Genomic DNA, 17980 nt, shown 5'->3' with positions numbered 1-17980 from the left:
CGGCCATGTCCGAGCCGCTGCCGCCCACCGCCGACCAGCTCAGCACGCCCCTGGCCTGGGCCGATGCCGAGGGCCGGCTGCTGGGCTGCAATGCTGCCTTCGCCAGCTGGCTGGGCGTGAGCGCCCGGCGCCTGGTCGGCCTGGGCCTGGGGGAACTCGATGCCGAGGGCGGCCGCCTGACCGAACTGCTGCCGCGCCTGCCGGCCTCCGGCGAAGCGCTGCGCGTGCGGCGCGCCCGGCTCGCGCATCCGGGCGGCAGCGAACGCTTCGCCGATCTGTGGCTGGCGCGCAGCGACGATGGCGGCCTGCGCCTGGAAGCGCACCTGGCCGAAGAATTCCCCGGCGAAGATCCCGCGACCGCCCTGCCGGCCGCACTGTCCGCCGCGCTCAAGGGCCTGGCGCACGAGATCCGCAATCCGCTGGCCGGCATGAAGGGTGCCGCGCAGCTGCTGGCGCGCCGCGTCGAAGGCGACGAAACCCGCGAACTGGTGGACCTGATCGGCAGCGAAGTGGACCGTCTTGCCGCCCTGGTCGACCGCCTGCTCAACCCGGCGCCGCCGCGCGCGTTCGCGCCGACCAATATCCACGCCGTGCTCGAGCGCGTGCGTCAGCTGGCGGAAGTCGAAGCCGGCTGGGCGATCAAGCTGGTGCGCGACTTCGATCCCTCGCTGCCGGAATTCCCCGGCGACGGCGACCGCCTGGCGCAGGCGCTGTGGAACCTGGTGCGCAACGCGCTCGAGTCCGGCGCCACCACCGTGCAGCTGCGTACCCGCGCCGAACACCACCTGCTGATCGGCGACAGCGCGCACCGCCTGGCCGTGCGCGTCGAGATCGCCGACGACGGCCGCGGCGTGCCCGAGGACCTGGCCGAACGCATTTTCCTGCCGCTGGTGTCCGGCCGCGCCGAAGGCAGCGGCCTCGGCCTGCCGCTGGCCCAGCAGGTGGCGCGCGAACACCGCGGCTCACTGAGCTACCGCTCGCGGCCGGGCCACACTGTGTTCACCCTGCTGATCCCTGTGCCCGACGATGCCATGTGAAGGCGGGCGGCCGCTCTCGGCTCCCGACAGACAATCAGGGCCGCTGATCGGCGTGGCGTCTCGACCGGAGGACCGTCGGTACCGGGCGCAGCAGCGGCGGTCAGCCGACGGCGGGCGTCTCATGTCCGTAGCTAATTCGTTGATTGCAAAAGAAAATAAAAAAAGAAGCTTAATTTTCTAGTTATTTCTTCCGTCTTTCATGTCGTCCGGACGGGCGCCCGGCATACGGACCCCTTTGGTTCAGAGGGGCGAGACATGGAGTTGGGACGCAGCAAGCTGATGTCGCTGGCCGGGAGCGGCTCGCGGAGTCCGGATATTGCTTGGGCAGTTGCAGGTCGGAATGAGAGTGAGCTCGATGGTACGGGCGGGGAGCTGTCGATCTGGCTGCAAGTCCGGCGCGGCGGCCATCTTCGGGCCCGAGAGGGTCAGTTCGCCCTTGATCCGGGCGAATGGCTGGTCCTGGATCGCAGTCCTTCGCAGAAGATCCTCGGAAACAGCCTCGGCGTCCTGATAGGCGTTGTCCTTTCGGGCCGGTGGGCGCGGCAGGCCCGGGAGCTCGGCATCGTGCCGGGCCGGGGACGCTTCGACCTGGCGGCGCGTCGCCGCATCGTGGCGTTGTGGCGGGTGGGCGCCGCCGGCCGGCTGCCCGAGGCTCAGGCCGCGACGGAGATGCTTCTCGCGCTCGCGCCGCTGGCGCGGTGCCATGACGCCAGCATCGCGCGTTGCCCCGGTCGGTCGGCCGCTAGCCGGCTGAGAGTGTTCGCGCGGATGCAGCGCGCGCGGTTGATGCTCGATGGAAACCGGCACCGGGTGGTGCGGCTCGAAGAGCTTTCAGCTCTAACCAACTTCTCGCGGTGGTATCTGTCGCGGCAGTTTCTGGAGATTTATGAAGAGAGTCCGCAGGAGGCGTCCATCCGGCTCCGCGCACAGCATGCCTGCGCTCTCCTGAGAACGACCGATTGGCCTGTGAAGCGGATCGCCGTGGAGTGCGGTTTCGAAAACTGCGCGAGCTTCGGCCGGATGTATCGGCGGACGTTCGGAAAGCGTCCAAGCGACGAACGCTCCATGCCATCACCGACGGTCCGAAAGCTGGTAGGAGCGAACACAGTCGCCTCGAAGAAGACAAACACGGCAGACAAACGGCGGTAAAAAAAACCTGCGCTCGTGAGACGCTTGTTCGAGATGAAACAACGCCTGCCGCATTCGATCGCCGGAACGACGCTGTCGAAAGAGATCCGCACGTGAACCAAACCGCAACCAGCGCGCTGGGCTCCCTGCTTGAGCGCGACCCAGCCAATCCAAAGCTCGTCGGCGAGGTCGCCGACGACCTTTTTCGTGACGCTTCCTATCGCGAAGCGGCGGAGCTGCTGTGCTCGGTGCCGGCGGAGATCCGTTCCCTGCCGGAAATCCGGGTGCGCGTGGCCCGGTCGGCCCTTGCGCGCGGCCGTTTCCACGAAGCCATTTCCGAGTACGAAGCGCTGCGCTCGGAGGGTGTACAGGCGTCTTGGCTTGAGCACGACCGGGCGCACGCCCTCTTCTGCATCCGTGACTCAGACGCGGCGATGAAGCTGGTTTCGGAGGCGCTCGAAAGGTTTGGAGAGAGCACCGACCTGCTCGTCCTGAAAGCCAGGATACACATGGCTACGGATGAGCTGGAGAAAGCCATCGCATGCGTCGAGGCCGCGCTCACACGGGATCCCGGGAATCCGACCACGCTAGGCGTGAAGTCAATCGCCATGCTCGACAGCAACCGATTGGCAGATGCTCGGGCCGACGCGGTCGCGGCGTTGAGCAGGGACGCGAACCAGCACGAAGCATTGGTCACCGTCGCAACGATCTTCCGCTGGGAAGGCGAGCTGGAATCGGCCGAACGACTGCATGAGCGGATACTGCGCCGATACCCGGCGTCGGGCCGGACGCTGTTCGGAAGTGGTGAAATCGCGCTGGCAAGAGCCGATTTCGCGCGCGCCGAGGAACTGCTCTCAGCGGCGGCGCGCATCATGCCTCGGCATGTGGGAACGCTGCATGCGCTTGCTTGGGCGCAACTTCTGCAGGGGAACCTGGACGCGGCCGAGCTGAGCTACCGCCGCGCCCGTGAGGCGGAGCGGAACTTCGGTGACAGCCACGGAGGACTGGCTTTGGTAGCCACGCTGCGAGGCGACGAGGAACAAGCCGAGCAGCACCTCTCCATAGCACTCAGGCTCGACCCAACCGCAATAACCGCAATGTTGGCGAAAGCGCTGCTCGAAAGCGCCCGTGGTGACACCGGCCGGGCCGAGCGGATGTTTGCGGCGATCCTCGCCAAAGCGGGCATCCCGGGGGGGCCATCCCTGAAACTCATCGCTCAAAGGCTGTCCTCCGCGTACGCATCACGACGGAAAGACTAGGTGCCGCAGTGGACTCCGATCTCGCCATCCGCCTGCTAGCGGACACCCTATTGGCCGCCGCGAAGATATCTATGCCGCTGCTGCTGGCAACTTTGGTTGTGGGAGTGCTCGTTTCAATCGTCCAAGTGGTCACACAGATCCAGGAAATGACCCTGACCTTTGTTCCGAAGCTGATTGTCCTCATGGGCATCTGTCTCGCTTTCGGAAGCTGGATGATGTCGGTGGCGGTCGACCTGTCGCGCCAGATGTTCGAACTGGCGGGCCGGCTGTGAACATGCAGCATGTCGAGGGAGCGATGGGGATGTTCCTGCTCGCCGTGATCCGATACATCCCCGTCGTTGCCATTCCGCCCCTGTCCCCGATGCGTTGGGCGCCGCCTCTGATTCGTATCGTCGTGGTTCTGAGCCTAGCCTGGCTGACGGTTCTGGCGTCATCGCCCGCGGCGATACCCGCTGACCTGAGCGGGCCGGTGGCCTGGACGATCGCTGCGCTAAGTGAGCTGGCGATCGGAACGGCTTTTGGAGCCGCCGTGGCCTTTCCAATGGCTGCGGTGCATACGGCCGGCTGGGTGATCGACGTTCAGGCGGGCCTTGGCTCAGCGACATTGTTCGATCCCGGTTCGCAGGGTGATGCCCAGTCGCCGCTTGGAGCGGCACTTCTGCTGTTGGCCACGACCCTATTTTTCACCATGGACCTTCATCTGGACCTCTACGCAGGCCTGGTAGTCAGCGCGGAAGTGCTTCCCTTCGCCGGGTCGAGCGTCTACCTGGATGCAAGCGCATTCTTGTCCATGGTGGGGTCGAGCTTCCTCCTGGGTCTGATGGTCGCCGCGCCCACGGTTCTCTGCCTCTTCGCGATAGACGTCGGTGTTGCCTATGCGACACGCTCGATGCCGCAAGCGAATGTCTACTTCCTGGCCCTGCCGCTCAAGGTGTTCGTTGCGATGATTCTGACGGCATCCTCGCTCGGGGCCATGCCGGCCGCGTTCGCGCGGCTGTTCCGGGACGCTACGTCGCGCGTTCCGTCGGTGCTGGGAATGTGACATGAGCGACCAGGACCAGGACAAGACCGAACAGGCCACCCCTTACCGGCTGGAAGAGGCCAGGAAGAAGGGCGAGGTGGCGAAAAGCATGGATCTATCGTCCGCACTGGTGATGATCGTCTCGGCGGCGATCGTCGCACTGACGGCGCCTGCCATCGCCATGGCCATCGCTGGCATGACGAAGCGGATGATCGCCGTGGCCAGCTCGTCTCCGGCTGTAGACGGCGCCTTCGTGGCCCGATCCCTGCTGTCGTCGTCATCGCTTTGGCAGGCGCTTGCCCCGCTCGCGATCGGACTTCCGGTGATCGCCGTGGCCGCGAACCTAGCGCAGACCGGACCGATGTTCACCACCCATCCGTTGCGGCCGGACTTCTCCAGGCTAAGTCCGGCCACCGCGATAAAGCGAATATTCTCGATGAAATCGCTGTGGGAGCTGGGAAAGATTCTGGTCAAACTGTCGGTGCTCGCCGCAATCTGTGCCGCCTTCCTGTGGAACCTGCAGGCGGTGACCGACAGCATCGCGTCTGCGCATCCAAAGAAGCTCGGCGCGGTGCTGCTGGACATGTTCAAGACCGCTTCAATCTATGTCCTGATCGTCATCGCGGCCGCCGCAGTCGTCGACCTGCTATTCGTCAGGCGTGATTTCAAGCGCCGGATGAAGATGAGCCGGCGAGAGCTGAAGGACGAGATCAAGCGCCGCGATGGCGACCAAGCGGTGAAGGCAAAGCGAAAGCAGCAGGTTCAGGAACTTCTTCGCAAGATCAAAGCGCTGGCGAGTGTGAAGGACGCCGATGTGGTCGTCACCAATCCGACCCATTTTGCCGTCGCACTCCGCTACCGCGTCGGGGAGACGATGGCGCCGGTGGTCACGGCCAAAGGCGCGGGCGCGCTCAGCGCCCAGATTCGCAAGATCGCCGCGAAGAGCGGCGTCCCAATCATCAGGTCGCCTGTGCTGGCCCGGGCGCTCTACAAAGGTTGCGGAATTGACGCAATGGTCCCGGCTGACCTGTATATCGCGCTGGCTCCCATCTACCGGCGCATCTGGGCGATGAGGGACGAGCGATGATGCATGCCCTCCAGCAACTGTGGGCGGGTCGTCGCGACCTGGTGCTTATCGCACTAGTGATGGGCGTACTGATGCTGTTGTTTGTTCCAGTTCCATCGCCGGTGCTCGACTTCCTTCTCATAACCAACATCAGCATGGCGCTGCTGGTGCTTCTTGTGACCTTTTTCATCGAGACGCCACTCAAGTTCTCGACTTTTCCGACTTTGCTGCTCCTGTCGACGCTGTTCAGGCTGGCGCTAAACGTCTCGGCCACCCGCCTCATCCTGGAAGGTGCCGATGCCGGTCGGGTCATTGGTGCGATCGGAGAGTTCGTCGTGGGCGGCAACTACATCGTCGGTGTCGTCGTCTTCCTTATTCTCGTGGTCGTTCAGTACGTGGTTGTGACCAGCGGCGCACAGCGCGTGGCCGAAGTCGCTGCGAGGTTCACGCTAGACAGCATGCCCGGCAAGCAAATGAGCATCGACGCCGATATGAACATGGGTTTGATCGATGAGAAGGAGGCGCGTTCTAGACGAGCGTTGGTAGAAAGAGAGGCCAACTTCTACGGCGCGATGGACGGCGCGACGAAGTTCGTCAAGGGCGATGCGATCGCCGGAATCATCATCATCGGCGTCAATATCGTCGGCGGCCTGGCCATCGGCATCGCTCAGATGGGACTGCCGTGGGCCGACGCGGTCCAGCGGTTTACCCTGCTCACTATCGGCGACGGGATCGTCACGCAAATTCCGTCACTAGTCATCGCCGTCGCCACAGGCATCATCATCACACGAGCCGCGGCCGATGCCCAGCTCGGGACCGAAATTCCGCGACAGATGCTCGCCAACCCACGCGCGTTGCTGATTGTCGGCGTAGTCCTGCTGGTCGCAATGCTGCTCCCTGGCTTTCCGAAGCTGCCGGTGATTGCGGTGCTTGTGGTGCTCTGCGGACTCGCGTTCCTCTCGATACGGGGTGCGGAGCAAAGAGGTCCCGCAACCAGGTCGGATGCTCCTGAAACGGAGAGAACGGCAGGCGACGAGCTTAGGCAGCTACTGAGGATAGAGCCGCTGGAGCTGCGATATGGGAGTGCGCTGGCGCCAATGCTGGCCGGCCCAGATAGTGACTTCCAGGACCGAATCGCCACTCTGCGCAAACAGGTTCTGGTCGAGCTCGGATTCGTTGCGCCAAAACTCAGCCTCAGCCTGGGCGCTGATCTCAAGGGCACCGATTACGAAGTGTACGTCAACGGCGTGCGCACCGGCGGCGGTGAACTGATGCACGACCAGGTCCTGGCTATAAATCCAGGCGGCGCTCGTCAGCCCCTGGACGGAAAGCCGACGAAGGAGCCTGCGTACGGACTGCCGGCCCAGTGGATCGAGCGCGGCATGAAGGTCCAGGCGCGCGCGGCGGGATACACCCTCGTCGAGCCGGACACAGTGCTTGTCACCCATCTCACGGAGCTGTTGCGTCGCCAGGCGCCTGAGTTGCTCACCCGGAACGGGGTCGAACAGATGATCCAGCGCGATCGGGAACGCCTGGGACCGTTGGCGGACGAGATCGTCCCGGCGGTGATGACCTATTCGGAGATACAGAAAGTGCTGCAGCTGCTCCTGCGCGAACAGGTGAGCATCCGAAACCTCGAAGCGATTCTGGAGGTTCTGGCCGATGCTGGCCGGGCGATCAAGGCGCCGGAAGAACTCGCCGAGCGAGTTCGCGAGCGGCTGGGCGCATCCATCTGCCAAGGATATCGGGACGGCGATGGCCGTCTGCAAGTCCTCACGATCGCACCGGAGCTGGAACGAACGCTGCTGGCCGCCACCCGGTCCGGCGATGGCCGTTCCGCGCCTTTTGGGGAAGCGGCGCACTTCGACGCGTTCATGAAGAACTTGACCGATCACGTAGAAGCGATGATGGGTCGCAGCCTGGTTCCCGTGCTGCTCTGCCCGTCGCCGCTACGCAGGACTTTGCGCAGTGTCCTGCACAGATCAATGCCTTTCGTCGCCGTCATCGGCGTCAACGAAGTCCCGGCCGATTTCGCCGTGCATTCGTTCGCCTCCGTCCAAGTCAGTTGAGCCCCCATGACCGAAACCATCAGCGCTATTGCGAGAAGCCTTTCCGGCGACGTGGACAAGCTCAACGCCGTCAGCCAGAACGTCGCGAATATGCACACCCCTGGCTATCGGGGAGCGCGGCCGGTTCAGGATTTTTCCCGAGCGACCAGAGGAATGATGATCGATCAGCGCGACGGCGCGATCGTGCAGACATACCAGCCCCTGGACTTCGCGCTCCGCGGTCCAGGATTCTTCGTCGTTCAGCGGGGCGAACGCGAGGTGCTCGTCCGGAGCGGCGCATTCCGCCTGGACGCAGCCGGGAATCTGGCCACCGCCTATGGCGATCGTGTCTTGGGGGACGTGGGGCCAATTACCCTTCCGCCCGGGAAGGTTTCGGTTGGCCGTGACGGCCAGCTGCGGGTGGACGGAAAGGGAGTCGATCGCTTGCGCATCGTCGAAGTGGCCGAGCCATCGCGGCTCGCCGGGACGGGCGGCGGCGCCTTTTTCTACGAGGGTGATGTCGTCGAATGGCAGGGACAGTTGCTGCAGGGCGCACTGGAAAGCGCCAATGTCGATGCCGCGGAGGAAACGCTCCGGCTAATCGAGGCCACGCGCCACGCTGAATCGCTCCAGCGCGCGATATCCATCTACGACAAAGTTCTCGATGTTGGCATAAACCAGATCGGCAGCAACTGATCGAAACGACCGGCAGAAGGAAAGGACCAATGATCGATGCACTTCACATCGCGGCGAGCGGCTTACGCAGCGAGCAGCGCCAGATAGACGTGATCTCCAACAACGTCGCCAACATGAACACGCCCGGCTTCAAGCGCGGGCGGGTCGAATTCGTCGAGTTGGCGGCCCAAAGCCAACCCTCCTCAGGGTCAGGATCGCCCGGGATGCGGGGTGGCGGGACCGTCGCTTCCGGTCCGAGGATGATTTTCTCAACAGGCGACATCCGTAACACCAACAATGTCTACGACTTGGCGATCGACGGAGCGGGGTTCTTTGAGCTCCTGGCCGAGGATGGAACCTTGGTGTACACGCGGGATGGCCGGTTTCGGCTCGACGCCGATGGCTTTCTGGTGAATCCGCAGGGTCGGGGGCTGGCCGTGCCGCTTCAGATCCCGTCCGACGCTCGGGACGTCCGCATCGCAGAGACCGGCGAAGTCTCCGCCAAGCTGGCGGGCGAAGCCGAGCGCGTGAGCTTGGGCTTCATCGAGCTGGTTGCCTTCCCCGCAGAGGAAGCGCTGAGGCCGATCGGGGAGAACCTCTTCCACGCAGGTGAGGACGCCGGCGCTCCCGTCTACGGCCGCGCCTCGGAGGAGGGCATGGGGATGCTGAGGCAGGGATTCCTGGAGATGTCGAACGTGGAGATGGTCGAGGAGATGGCATCCCTGGTGATGGCGCAGCGTGCGTACCAGTTGAATGCCCGCGTGCTGCAGGCGTCCGATCAAGTCCTCGAGACGATCAACAATTTGCGCCGCTGACATGAGCGTCCTCCTCTCTCCCCTGCTGGCCATCGCGTCCCTAGCTTCGCCCGCACCGATGCATAAGCTGCCGAACGACATGTTAGAGGACGCGGTCGAGGCCGCCGTGACCGCACGGCTATCCGCAAGGCGAAGCACTGCGTCGGTGGTGCGGATCGCCGTCATGCCTGAACAGCAGGTTCCGCCTGGCAGTATCTCGATAGACGTCGGCGAAGCCGCCGGGCAATGGCCCCGGAAGTGGTCGGCCCTGCCGTTGCGCGTCATCGTGGACGGTCGCGTCGTGCGTAGGTTGACGGCCCGCGTCGAACTGCACGATCCGCAGAGACGGCTGGTCTATGGGGACCGAAGCCAGGCCGGTTGGCCGGCCGACCGCATCGTCCTCGACGAGGCCGAGATCGATGTTGTGGCGCCGTCCGATGAGCTTGTGCGCAACCAGGCTGACCTGATTGGTCTTCGGGCGAAGCGCGGCCGTCGCGCCGGCGAAGTGGTATGGCGGTCCGATTTCGAACCGATTCCTGACGTCTCCGCTCGCAGCCGAGTCAGCGTTTCGCTCGAGCACGGCCGAATCCGGCTTTCGACCGGCGCGATTGCGCTTGAGGACGCGAGCATTGGGCAGCAGGTCTCCGTGCTTCCGGACCTGTCCGAAAGGCCGGTGCTCGCAGTCGTTGTAGCCAAGAACCAGGTGATGATCGATGCCAAACCTCAATAGTCGGAGAATGTTTGGCCTGGTTCTCGGCGTCACGGCCTTGACCGCACATGCCAGCGTGTCCGCGCAGGAAACCCTGGTAGACGTCGCCAGCTACCGTGGGCTGGCTGCAGATCACCGTGCCAACCGGCCGGGTGACATCCTGACGATCCTGGTCCAGGAAGCGACACGTGCCAAATCGCAAGCCGCGACCGATGCAGGCAGCCAAGTCGACATCGCGGCGGACCTGACGACGCCGCATGATCGCTATGACGCCGGGGTGGGCTTCGGGGGACGCAGCAATGCCGGCGCACAGACCACCCGGATGGGCGAACTGCGCACCCAGGTGTCCGCGCGCGTGGTGTCGGTCGCCAACAACGGCGACCTGCAGATCGAGGGGGACCAAGTGTTGGTGGTGAACGGCGAACGACAGCAGATCCGCATCTCCGGCTTGGTTCGGGTCCAGGACATCTCGTCAGACAACGCCGTGCTGTCGACCCGCATCGCCAACGCGAACCTGGAGCTGGTCGGGGTGGGGGTGGTAAGCGAGTCGCAGCGTAAGAGCATTCTCTACAAGGTCTTCCAGTGGCTGAGGTTGCTGTGATGAATTCCGTCAGTTGCACCGTTTTCGGCCTGATCGCTTGCGTTATGGCATTGGCACCTATGGATTCCGCCGCCGCTGGGAAGGTCAGGGTGAAGGAGATCGCGAGGATTGGAGGTGTCCGGGAGAACCCGCTAGTCGGATACGGGCTGGTATTTGGGCTATCCGGGTCCGGGGATTCGGTGCGTAACCGCGCGACCGTGCAGTCGATCGCCAATGCGCTGAAGAATTTTGGGGTCAATGTCGATGGGGTGGATGTTGCCGGGCGCAACGTCGCCGCGGTCATCGTCACCGGGAAGCTACCGGCGTTCGCCGAACCGGGGCAGCAGATCGACATTCAGGTCGCATCATCGGGCGATGCGAGGAGCCTCAACGGGGGGACACTGATGCTCACTCCGATGATGGGTCCCGACGGGAATCTATACGCGACCGCCCAAGGTTCCTTGTCGGTGAACGGCTATCTATTCGACGGAGTCGCCGCGTCGGTACGTAAGAACCACCCTACGGTTGGCCGCATTCCCTCGGGAGGGACGATAGAGCAGGCATCGCCCATGCGCCTCAGCGGCGACGGACGATCCTTGACCGTGCTCCTTAACGAGGCCGACTTCACCAACGCCAACCGCATTGCCGAGGCGATCCGGGCCGAGCTCCCGGGAGCCTCCGTGAGTGCCGAGCATGCCGGAAAGGTGGTGGTTCGCTATCCGCGGACACCGACCAACCTGGTTTCCGAAGTGGCCCGCCTAGAGAACCTTGTCGTTGATCCCCAACGGAAGGCACGCGTGGTAGTCAACGAACGGACCGGCACCATCGTGGCTGGCGGCGACGTCAGGCTCGGTCAAGTCAGCGTTTCACACGGAAACCTCAGCGTCGAGATCCGGACGGACTATGCCGTATCGCAGCCGGAAGGCCTGCTGATCGCTCCGGGGCCCGGCGTCTCCAGCGTCGTCGTCCCCCGCACGCGGATCCGCGCGGGGGAGCCGGACGTGTCGCTGGTAAGCATTCCCGAGGGCGCCACCGTTGCCGAGCTGGTCGCGGCGCTGCAGACGATCAACCTTGGAACCCGCGACGTCATCGCGGTACTTCAGTCGATCAAGGCTGCGGGCGCCTTGGACGGCGAACTTCTGATCCAGTAGGAGTCGAACAAATGAGTCACGAGAACCAGATCGAAGCGGTCAGGCTCGCCCTGACCCTTAGGCAGCAGCAGGCGTCGGTCGCCAGCATCAACATCGCCAACGCGGCGCGTCCAGGGGCCGGAGCGGTTCGCGCCGATTTCTCTGCCGTCGAGAACGCCTTACGTACCGCCGCGCTCGCGGCGGGGTCGGCCGAAGACGGGCACTGGCTGGCCGAGGCGGATCGCTTGCTCGGGCGCGCCGGCGTTCAGCCTGTCGAAGGGCCGGTGAACCTGGACGAACAAGTCGCTGAGATGTCCGCCGTGAGCACCGAGTTCCAAGCATTGACGGAAGTCCTCAACCGCCAGTTCGCATTGATGCGTCTGGCCGTCACCGGGCGGAGCTGAGCGTGGCCATAGAACCGATCTTCGAGAGCTCCCGCGAAGGGATGACATACGAGCGGCTTCGGCTCGATGCCGCTAGCAGGAACATCGCTGGCGCCAACCGGCCGATCGCCAGCGGCGAGCCCGCGACGCTCTGGCGCCCGGACCCCGTCGCCGGCCTTGCCGAGCGGGAGGCTGCTGCGCGCCTGTCGCACGAACCGGGCCATCCGCTGGCCGACGCGGACGGGATGGTCCGATATCCGGCGGTGGACATGGTCGACGAGATGACGACGCTGATGACCGCCAGTCGCGCTTACGAAGCCAATGTCAGGGCATTCAACCTACTGCGCAGCATGTTGATGCGAGCGCTGGAAATAGGAGCAAAGTGATGTATCCGATGGAAGCAGTGGCAGCGATCTCGGGCGTGGCCGAGGTTGCGCCGAATCCGGGCGCTCGTGTGGGCACAGACTTCTCCACGGCGCTCGCCAGCGGCCTTTCACGGGTCGATGTTTCGTTACGAGCCGCCGACGCAGGTGTGCGTGCTCTCGCCGCCGGAGAGGGTGTTGCGCTGCACGACGTGATGATCACGATGGAGCGTGCCAGGATGGAGCTGACTTTAGCGGTTGAAGTCAGGAATCGGCTGGTCGAGGCTTACCAGGAGCTCGCCAGGATGCAGCTGTAGTCCCGGTGCCTGACATGAAATCGATCAACTACATGAAGACGCTGGGCACGGCCGCCCGGGCCGCCCTACTGACCGGCGCGTTTGTCATCGTGGCGCTCACGGCGGTAGCGCTGTGGTGGGCGTTGGCTGCTCGCGACGAGGTGCTATTTGGTGGGCTTTCCGAAGCAGATGCAGCCGAAATCGTCGCGGCGCTTGAGGAGTGGAAAGTCCCGCATCAGATCGTCGATGGCGGTTCCGGAATCCTCGTTTCGGAAGACGAGGTCTACGCGTTGCGCATGCGCCTGGTCTCGTCCGGGATACCAAAAGGCGGGCACGTCGGCTTTGAGTTATTCGAGGATTCCGATTTCGGCGTGACGGAGTTTGCACAGCGCGTGAACTATCAGAGGGCGCTCCAAGGCGAGATAGAGCGCACGATCGCCTCCCTTCCTGGGGTGTCCGATGCGCGCGTGCATCTGAGCATCCGTCGTCCGGGCCTGTTCGTCGGCGACCAGGAGACGTCCAAGGCCTCCGTCGCTCTGACTATGAAGCCTGGCGAGGCAGTGTCGAGTTCGCAGGTACGGGGCATCCGTAGCCTCGTTTCCGCTGCGGTAGAAGGTCTGGCGGTCGAGCGCGTCACCGTGCTCGACTCGACCGGCACCTTGTTGGCGGGGGGCGAAGCTGGACCGCGCGGCGTCATTGCCCGCGACGACGAAGAATCGGAGATCGAAGCACGGATCCAGGGCCGGATCGAGCTTCTGCTCCGAAAGGCTCTGGCGAGCGACGAGTTCGGAGTCGTCGTTGATGTCAGCCTCAACTTCGATACCGTCAGAGAGCTCAGCGAACGTCCAGTGGGCGTCGCTACGCCAGGAGGTATAACGGAGGAGGTCCGCACCGACGACACGCCAATACCCCCGCCTTCGGAAAGCACGGCAGGCAGCATCCGAGAGGAGATCCTGCGTGCGCCAGGCGCCATCCAGCGGATTTCGGTCGCGGTCGTCTTGCCAAACGGCGTCGACGCTTCCGTAGTTCGCGACGTTACCGCCATCATCTCCGCAGCCGCCGGGTTAGTGGAAGCGCGCGGTGACCGTGTCGAAATCACCCGAATGCCCGGCCGGCCCGACACACCGGACCGCCGAGCTTCCGAGCCCGACGTCATCGTTCCGCGGCGCAGCGAGACGCCGCTGATCTCAGCGATTCCTCGCGCGGCCTGGTTGGGTCTCGGGTTCGGCGCGTTGATGGGAGGCGCAGCGATCCTGCTATTGCGTCGGACGTCGAAAGCACAGCCGGCCGATCACGAAGAGGCCCTGCGGAAGATCCGCCAATGGCTCGCGGAAGGGGAGCAGACCCCATGATCGGTTTCGGCGAACGCAAAGCCGCTCTGCTCCTGGCGTCCCTTCCGGAAGAGACGCAGAATGCGCTGCTGGCGCGACTACCGATTGAGGCGTCCACGAGCTTGCGTGCGGCGATCTCTGCCGTTCCAGCCGCGAGCGCGTCGACGATGGCTGCGGCCCTGCGCCTGATCCAAGAGCGGGCGACGTCGCCATCGCGCCCGACATCTGTGCCGGCACCTGAACCCGACTTCTGCTGGCTGGCCAACGAAGTGCCGGCAGCATGGTTCGCCCGCGTCTGCGTCGCATTCTCCGGTCCGGAACAGAATTTCGGTGCCATCTGGCTCCCTCACGGCGTCGCTGGCGATGTTGATCGAGAGATCAAGAATGTGGCCCGTATACCAGCGGGGCTCACTAAGGCTCTCCGGGCCGAAGTCGGCGAGCTCAATCGTACGCGGGGCGTGCGCTGATGCAGCGGATCGCTCCAGGGTCTGTCGACGTCCAGTCGATCGGCGACCGTCTCGCTCCCGGCTTGCTTGCCGCGAAAGCGCCGGACCCGGTCGCGGCGATGGAGGACGAGCGCCGCCGCGTCTTCGATGAGGCGAGCAGGCGCGGATTCGAAGCGGGGCAAGCACAGGCTGCCAAGCTCATCGAGGCGCGCATCGGAGCCGTCGAAAGCGAATGGGCCGAGAAGTATGCGGCTCGCCTCCAAGAGGTGGCCGACGCGGCGGCAGGCTTGCGGGCGCTTGCGGAACCGATCGAAGCGGCGATAGGCCCTCTGTTGCAAGATGTGGAGGCCGTCGTCATAGAAGCGGTGTATGCGGCGGTCCTGAGGCTGATGGCGCCGCTGGCCGCGGACGGTACCGCCATTGTCACGATCTGCCGGAGCGTCCTGGCCGCGTATCCGGTTCGGCCTGTCGTTCTTCGCGTTTCCAGGAACGATGTGGCCGGCGTGGCCGCGGCTTTTGCCGGCGCCGACGTGGCGGTGGAGGTCGACTCGGGGCTGGCCGCCGGGCAGTGTCGGCTGGAAAGCGGCCGCGGTCAGTACGAGGACGGTCTGGAACAGCGGCTGGACGCATTGAAGAATGCGCTGCTCGGCTGCCAGCAGGCGCCGGAGCGCATGCCATGAACCCGCTTCGAGCCCGACTCCTCGATGGCATCGCACGGACGACGATCGGCCGCGAAGTGGGGCGAGTCACGTCCTACAACGGACTGGTGATCGAGTCGATCGGTCCGGATGCGCGGCTTGGGGAGTTGTGCGATATCGAGGCCCGCGATCCGGCCGCGAACCGCTTTCGGGCCGAAGTCGTCGGTTTCCGGAATGGCAGGCTCCTGCTGATGCCCTACGCGCAGGTCGGCGGCCTTTCGCCAGGCAGCATCGTTTCGGCAACCGGGCGGCAGGGCGAGGTGCCGGTGGGCGACCAGTTGCTGGGTAGGGTGGTTGATGCGTTCTGCCGACCCCTGGACAGCGGTCCACCGCTGGAGCTCGACCGGGCTTATCCACTGCACCGCGCACCGATAAACCCGATGCGCCGCGTCGCGATAAATCGCGTGCTCGAGACGGGGGTGCGGGCGGTGGACACGCTGTTGACGTTGGGAGAAGGGCAGCGCATGGGGGTGATGGCGGGAAGCGGTGTCGGCAAAAGCACTCTGCTGGGAATGCTGGCGCGGAGCGTGTCGACCGACGTCACCGTGCTCGCCCTGATCGGCGAGCGCGGCCGAGAAGTCGGGGACTTCATCGTCAACTCGCTGGGAGCCGGCCTCTCGAAATCGGTCGTTCTGGTCGCTCCCGCTGACGAGCCGGCGCTAGTCCGCACGCGCGCAGCCCATGCGGCACATGCCGTTGCGGAATACTACCGCGACCAGGGCAAATCGGTACTGCTGATTGTCGACTCGATGACCCGTTTCGCCATGGCTCAGCGGGAAGTGGGCCTGGCCGTGGGCGAGCCGCCCACCTTCCGCGGCTACACCCCGTCTGTATTCGCTTGGCTGCCGACCATGCTGGAACGCTGCGGTCGCTTTAACACCGGCGGATCCATCACCGGCATCTACAGCGTGCTGGTCGAAGGCGATGACATGAACGAACCGGTAACCGACCATATGCGTGCAATCCTGGACGGCCATATCGTCCTCGATCGGAGTCTCGCCGCACGCGGTCACCACCCCGCGATCGACGTGCTGCACAGCACCAGCCGCCTGATGGCGCAGATCGCCACCCCTGAAGAGGCGGCGCTGGCCGGGGAGGCTAGGAGGCGGATGGCAATCTACGAGTCGTCCCGCGACCTGATCGAGATGGGCGCGCACCAACGCGGTGTCAACGAGGCGCTCGACCGGGCAATCGAGGGCCGACCCGCGCTCGAGCGGGTGCTTCAGCAGGCCCCTGCCCTCTCGGTTCCCCGGGCTAAAGCCCTTATCGAGCTGTCGAATGCGCTGTCGCATGGAGAAGGCGCATGAGCTCCAGGCGCGAGCGGGCGATCTTGGCGCTGGCGCGCTGGCGAGCTTTCCAGGAGAAGCTCGCCCAACGGTCCTATCTCAACTGCGCGGCGGTGGTCATCAATGCGGCCGGGCGCGTTCTTGAGACCGAGGCGCGCGAGGCCTCTACGCAAGCCTATTGCAGCGCGGCGCTTTCACGGAAGCCGATAGACGTCGAAAAGTGGCGTTTCGCCAACGGGTTGGCGCATGCGGCCCAAGAGGATGCCGAGCAAAGCCGCGATGCCTTGGCGGTGGCGCGATTCAAACAGGATGAAGCGCTGAAGGCCTACGGTCAGGCCAGAGCCTGCAACGGGGTCGTCAGTCGACGGAACGACAAGGTTCGGCGCGATAGCGCCGATGGGCGCGAGAAGCGAAGTTTCGACCGAATGGCCGAGGTGCGTGCTGGCCGAATCAACGGAGGAAGACATGATTGATGGACCACAGCGGCCGCCTATCGGGCGCGAACCGATGACCGCAACCGTACTTGTCGGGCCTATCGATCTGGCTGGGATGCCCGACTTCGCCGATCTATTGAAGGGGCCGGGACATGAGAACGACGTGCAGCTGCTGCCACCTTCCATCTACAGGCCGATCGCTCCATACGGCAGCGGCCGGCTGAATCCCGCACCTATGGCAGCGGAGTCAGGGCAGGAGGGATTCCGCAGCCATGGGGCTGAACTGGCGCCGCAGCCGATTGCACTGACGCAGATGCCGCCGGGCGAGTTCAAGCTGCATCTCGCCTGCGATGCTGGGCGTTCGGAGATGGTTGTCCGGCCCTGGCGCCTGATGGCGTCGGGCGGCCTGGAGCTACGCACCAACGGCGTTGAGGGCAGCCCCTGCGCCGAGCTCCGCGCCACCGCGCCTTCTTCCGGACAAAGCATGGCCGCTGCAGCGGGACGATCGCAGGGAACCGAACTCGCGGCGCCTTTGCCGCCGGCGGTCGCAGTGGCGGGAACGGCAGGCGGTGTCGTCGACGTGTCGATGAAGGAGGAGCCGGCCGGCATGTCCGAACAGACGCCGGTGGAAACGGTACTGCGCTCCGGCGCAGCCGAATGGCCGATGCGCTGGTTACGCTGGATTGAGCGTGTGGGCCGCGATGCCACCGTCTGGGTTCGCGACTTCAGGATCGGAGAGCGGGAGAAGGATGCCCTTGTCGACGGCATACGCAAGTTCTCCGGGGAAGTCGACCGTCCTCTCCAGCGCATCGTCATAAACGGCCGTGAGCATTGGCCGAAGCCGGATCGGAACAACACCAAGGAGACGCAGTAATGGCCGTGGACGCGATCGGAGCGGTGCCCAGTTCGGCCACCGGCAGCAGCGCCAGCACCAGCAACATCAGCCAAGACGAGTTCATCAGATTGTTCTTGGCCCAGCTCCAGTTCCAAGACCCAATGGAGCCGGTGGACAACCGGGAGTTTCTGTCCCAGTTGGCTCAGTTCACCTCATTGGAGCAGTCGCGGCAGACGAGTCAGAACACGACTGATCTGCTGTCCATGAACTCAAGTGCCCAGGCGATCTCTCTGCTCGGAAAACAGGTAGAGGTGCTCGGGCTCTCCACCGAGTTCGCCGGCACGGTGATTGCGGTCACCTTCACCCAGACCGGGCCCCAGCTGACCGTCCGCAATCCCGCCACCAACGACACGCAGACTGCTGTCCGGCTCTCACAGATTTCCCTCGTTCGCCCCTAACAGG

The 17980-nt window shown here is 64.6% G+C and carries 22 protein-coding genes; all 22 read left to right on the top strand.

The window, feature by feature from the left end; all coding sequences use genetic code 11:
* The first annotated feature begins 5 nt into the window (after positions 1 to 5).
* The 22 genes from E1B00_RS13210 (at position 6) to E1B00_RS13105 (ending at position 17976) form a co-directional block, all read left to right on the top strand.
* Positions 6 to 1037 (top strand): two-component system sensor histidine kinase NtrB, encoded by a 1032-nt coding sequence (locus tag E1B00_RS13210; RefSeq protein WP_139449530.1) that lies wholly within the window; start codon positions 6 to 8, stop codon positions 1035 to 1037.
* A gap of 255 nt (positions 1038 to 1292) precedes the next feature.
* A complete protein-coding gene (locus tag E1B00_RS13205) occupies positions 1293 to 2186 on the top strand; it encodes a helix-turn-helix domain-containing protein (RefSeq protein WP_139449528.1) in 894 nt (297 codons plus the stop codon).
* A gap of 92 nt (positions 2187 to 2278) precedes the next feature.
* Entirely contained in the window at positions 2279 to 3424 is a 1146-nt protein-coding gene (locus E1B00_RS13200; RefSeq protein ID WP_139449526.1) for a tetratricopeptide repeat protein, read from the top strand.
* Positions 3425 to 3432: 8 nt separating this feature from the next.
* Positions 3433 to 3696 (top strand): flagellar biosynthetic protein FliQ, encoded by a 264-nt coding sequence (locus tag E1B00_RS13195; protein WP_139449524.1) that lies wholly within the window; start codon positions 3433 to 3435, stop codon positions 3694 to 3696.
* A gap of 29 nt (positions 3697 to 3725) precedes the next feature.
* Positions 3726 to 4466: a flagellar biosynthetic protein FliR gene (locus E1B00_RS13190; protein WP_176693257.1), complete on the top strand. Its 741-nt coding sequence runs from the start codon at positions 3726 to 3728 to the stop codon at positions 4464 to 4466.
* 1 nt (position 4467) lies between these two features.
* Positions 4468 to 5532 (top strand): EscU/YscU/HrcU family type III secretion system export apparatus switch protein, encoded by a 1065-nt coding sequence (locus E1B00_RS13185; protein WP_139449520.1) that lies wholly within the window; start codon positions 4468 to 4470, stop codon positions 5530 to 5532.
* Complete coding sequence (locus E1B00_RS13180; protein ID WP_139449518.1) at positions 5532 to 7580, top strand: flagellar biosynthesis protein FlhA; 2049 nt, start codon at positions 5532 to 5534, stop codon at positions 7578 to 7580. The genes E1B00_RS13185 and E1B00_RS13180 overlap by 1 nt, the downstream gene beginning before the upstream one ends.
* Before the next feature lie 6 nt (positions 7581 to 7586).
* Positions 7587 to 8255, top strand: coding sequence for a flagellar hook-basal body protein (locus E1B00_RS13175; protein WP_139449516.1), 669 nt, complete (start codon positions 7587 to 7589; stop codon positions 8253 to 8255).
* Positions 8256 to 8284: 29 nt separating this feature from the next.
* The gene (locus E1B00_RS13170; RefSeq protein WP_139449514.1) at positions 8285 to 9049 is read left to right on the top strand and encodes a flagellar hook-basal body protein; all 765 of its coding nucleotides are present in this window, start codon (positions 8285 to 8287) and stop codon (positions 9047 to 9049) included.
* Position 9050: 1 nt separating this feature from the next.
* A complete protein-coding gene (flgA, locus tag E1B00_RS13165; protein WP_176693256.1) occupies positions 9051 to 9758 on the top strand; it encodes a flagellar basal body P-ring formation chaperone FlgA in 708 nt (235 codons plus the stop codon).
* Between the two features lie 7 nt (positions 9759 to 9765).
* On the top strand, positions 9766 to 10338 hold the full coding sequence (locus tag E1B00_RS13160) for a flagellar basal body L-ring protein FlgH (protein ID WP_139449510.1): 573 nt from the start codon (positions 9766 to 9768) through the stop codon (positions 10336 to 10338).
* Entirely contained in the window at positions 10338 to 11468 is a 1131-nt protein-coding gene (locus E1B00_RS13155) for a flagellar basal body P-ring protein FlgI (protein WP_139449508.1), read from the top strand. The genes E1B00_RS13160 and E1B00_RS13155 overlap by 1 nt, the downstream gene beginning before the upstream one ends.
* Positions 11469 to 11479: 11 nt before the next feature.
* A complete protein-coding gene (locus tag E1B00_RS13150; protein WP_139449506.1) occupies positions 11480 to 11851 on the top strand; it encodes a hypothetical protein in 372 nt (123 codons plus the stop codon).
* A 2-nt stretch (positions 11852 to 11853) separates the two neighbouring features.
* The gene (locus tag E1B00_RS13145) at positions 11854 to 12216 is read left to right on the top strand and encodes a flagellar basal body rod protein FlgC (RefSeq protein ID WP_176693255.1); all 363 of its coding nucleotides are present in this window, start codon (positions 11854 to 11856) and stop codon (positions 12214 to 12216) included.
* Complete coding sequence (fliE, locus tag E1B00_RS13140) at positions 12216 to 12509, top strand: flagellar hook-basal body complex protein FliE (protein WP_139449504.1); 294 nt, start codon at positions 12216 to 12218, stop codon at positions 12507 to 12509. The genes E1B00_RS13145 and fliE overlap by 1 nt, the downstream gene beginning before the upstream one ends.
* Before the next feature lie 14 nt (positions 12510 to 12523).
* Positions 12524 to 13840, top strand: a complete 1317-nt coding sequence (gene fliF / locus E1B00_RS13135; RefSeq protein WP_139449502.1) for a flagellar basal-body MS-ring/collar protein FliF — start codon at positions 12524 to 12526, stop codon at positions 13838 to 13840.
* The gene (locus E1B00_RS13130) at positions 13837 to 14286 is read left to right on the top strand and encodes a hypothetical protein (RefSeq protein WP_139449500.1); all 450 of its coding nucleotides are present in this window, start codon (positions 13837 to 13839) and stop codon (positions 14284 to 14286) included. Before fliF ends, E1B00_RS13130 begins: the two co-directional genes overlap by 4 nt.
* Positions 14286 to 14945, top strand: a complete 660-nt coding sequence (locus tag E1B00_RS13125; protein WP_139449499.1) for a FliH/SctL family protein — start codon at positions 14286 to 14288, stop codon at positions 14943 to 14945. Before E1B00_RS13130 ends, E1B00_RS13125 begins: the two co-directional genes overlap by 1 nt.
* Positions 14942 to 16270 carry a FliI/YscN family ATPase gene (locus E1B00_RS13120; RefSeq protein WP_139449497.1) on the top strand — a complete coding sequence of 443 codons (1329 nt, stop codon included), beginning with the start codon at positions 14942 to 14944 and terminating at the stop codon, positions 16268 to 16270. The genes E1B00_RS13125 and E1B00_RS13120 overlap by 4 nt, the downstream gene beginning before the upstream one ends.
* On the top strand, positions 16267 to 16722 hold the full coding sequence (locus E1B00_RS13115) for a hypothetical protein (RefSeq protein WP_139449495.1): 456 nt from the start codon (positions 16267 to 16269) through the stop codon (positions 16720 to 16722). Before E1B00_RS13120 ends, E1B00_RS13115 begins: the two co-directional genes overlap by 4 nt.
* A 34-nt stretch (positions 16723 to 16756) precedes the next feature.
* On the top strand, positions 16757 to 17557 hold the full coding sequence (locus E1B00_RS13110; protein ID WP_139449494.1) for a hypothetical protein: 801 nt from the start codon (positions 16757 to 16759) through the stop codon (positions 17555 to 17557).
* Positions 17557 to 17976, top strand: a complete 420-nt coding sequence (locus E1B00_RS13105) for a flagellar hook assembly protein FlgD (protein ID WP_139449492.1) — start codon at positions 17557 to 17559, stop codon at positions 17974 to 17976. The genes E1B00_RS13110 and E1B00_RS13105 overlap by 1 nt, the downstream gene beginning before the upstream one ends.
* The last annotated feature ends 4 nt before the right edge of the window (positions 17977 to 17980 follow it).

Origin of the sequence: Arenimonas terrae, from assembly GCF_006265115.1 — a bacterium.
Classification (GTDB): domain Bacteria; phylum Pseudomonadota; class Gammaproteobacteria; order Xanthomonadales; family Xanthomonadaceae; genus Arenimonas; species Arenimonas terrae.
This window is presented reverse-complemented; position numbering and strand designations above follow the sequence as displayed.

Coding starts and splice junctions, on each gene's coding strand:
- E1B00_RS13115 (WP_139449495.1), top strand. CDS start 16,267: ATGAGCTCCAGGCGCGAGCGGGCGATCTTGGCGCTGGCGCGCTGGCGA.
- E1B00_RS13205 (WP_139449528.1), top strand. CDS start 1,293: ATGGAGTTGGGACGCAGCAAGCTGATGTCGCTGGCCGGGAGCGGCTCG.
- E1B00_RS13175 (WP_139449516.1), top strand. CDS start 7,587: ATGACCGAAACCATCAGCGCTATTGCGAGAAGCCTTTCCGGCGACGTG.
- fliF (WP_139449502.1), top strand. CDS start 12,524: ATGAAATCGATCAACTACATGAAGACGCTGGGCACGGCCGCCCGGGCC.
- E1B00_RS13190 (WP_176693257.1), top strand. CDS start 3,726: ATGTTCCTGCTCGCCGTGATCCGATACATCCCCGTCGTTGCCATTCCG.
- E1B00_RS13180 (WP_139449518.1), top strand. CDS start 5,532: ATGCATGCCCTCCAGCAACTGTGGGCGGGTCGTCGCGACCTGGTGCTT.
- E1B00_RS13120 (WP_139449497.1), top strand. CDS start 14,942: ATGAACCCGCTTCGAGCCCGACTCCTCGATGGCATCGCACGGACGACG.
- E1B00_RS13110 (WP_139449494.1), top strand. CDS start 16,757: ATGACCGCAACCGTACTTGTCGGGCCTATCGATCTGGCTGGGATGCCC.
- E1B00_RS13125 (WP_139449499.1), top strand. CDS start 14,286: ATGCAGCGGATCGCTCCAGGGTCTGTCGACGTCCAGTCGATCGGCGAC.
- E1B00_RS13130 (WP_139449500.1), top strand. CDS start 13,837: ATGATCGGTTTCGGCGAACGCAAAGCCGCTCTGCTCCTGGCGTCCCTT.
- flgA (WP_176693256.1), top strand. CDS start 9,051: ATGAGCGTCCTCCTCTCTCCCCTGCTGGCCATCGCGTCCCTAGCTTCG.
- E1B00_RS13210 (WP_139449530.1), top strand. CDS start 6: ATGTCCGAGCCGCTGCCGCCCACCGCCGACCAGCTCAGCACGCCCCTG.
- E1B00_RS13150 (WP_139449506.1), top strand. CDS start 11,480: ATGAGTCACGAGAACCAGATCGAAGCGGTCAGGCTCGCCCTGACCCTT.
- E1B00_RS13155 (WP_139449508.1), top strand. CDS start 10,338: ATGAATTCCGTCAGTTGCACCGTTTTCGGCCTGATCGCTTGCGTTATG.
- E1B00_RS13185 (WP_139449520.1), top strand. CDS start 4,468: ATGAGCGACCAGGACCAGGACAAGACCGAACAGGCCACCCCTTACCGG.
- E1B00_RS13105 (WP_139449492.1), top strand. CDS start 17,557: ATGGCCGTGGACGCGATCGGAGCGGTGCCCAGTTCGGCCACCGGCAGC.
- E1B00_RS13170 (WP_139449514.1), top strand. CDS start 8,285: ATGATCGATGCACTTCACATCGCGGCGAGCGGCTTACGCAGCGAGCAG.
- E1B00_RS13160 (WP_139449510.1), top strand. CDS start 9,766: ATGTTTGGCCTGGTTCTCGGCGTCACGGCCTTGACCGCACATGCCAGC.
- fliE (WP_139449504.1), top strand. CDS start 12,216: ATGTATCCGATGGAAGCAGTGGCAGCGATCTCGGGCGTGGCCGAGGTT.